The sequence below is a fragment of the Paenibacillus rigui genome, assembly GCF_002234615.1.
GTDB lineage: Bacteria > Bacillota > Bacilli > Paenibacillales > NBRC-103111 > Paenibacillus_S > Paenibacillus_S rigui.
On sequence record NZ_NMQW01000064.1, the window covers coordinates 1 to 596 of the forward strand.

1 protein-coding gene is annotated in these 596 nt (G+C 55.4%); it reads right to left on the reverse strand.

Translation table 11 applies throughout. From position 1 onward, the window contains the following. Positions 1-596 (reverse strand): Ig-like domain-containing protein (locus CF651_RS32585; RefSeq protein ID WP_179233074.1); only part of this gene is annotated, 596 nt, incomplete at both ends.

Sequence of the window (596 nt, forward strand, 5' to 3'; positions counted from 1 at the left end):
TGTATTCGACTTGCGGCGGCTTATTTTTATCATCCGCCTTCACCTCAAGCTTGACGGTCGCGACGCCGGAAAAGCTTTGTCCGTCATACGCCCGGTATTTGAATTGATCCGATCCCGTGTAGCCTGCTGCCGGCGTGTAGGTGAAGGTTTTGCCGTCATTATTGAGCGCCACGCTGCCGTGAGCCGGCTGCTCCAATACAGGATAGATCAAGGGGTCCCCGTTCGGATCGTGACCCAGAAAAGCGCTTCTGAGCGGTTGATCCGCCATCGCGATCAGGCTGCTGTCCTGCACCGTCGGCGCGTTCGCGTTGTCTCCCTCAACGATAAATGTCAATATCGCGATGTTCGAGAGGCTTACCCCGTCGTTCACCTGGAAGGGAACCTTCGCCGTTCCGCTAAATCCGGGATTCGGCATGTAGGTCAGCTCGTTTCCTATCACGTTGATCGTACCGTACAAGTATTCACGACCGTACTGGACTGACCACTGACTGTTATCCGGGTCGTTCGGCTTGACGGTGAATGTCACCGCCGTATTCACCTGCGTGTGCAGCGTCATATTTTCTATTACCGGAGGCTGATTCGGCCCGTCGTCGATG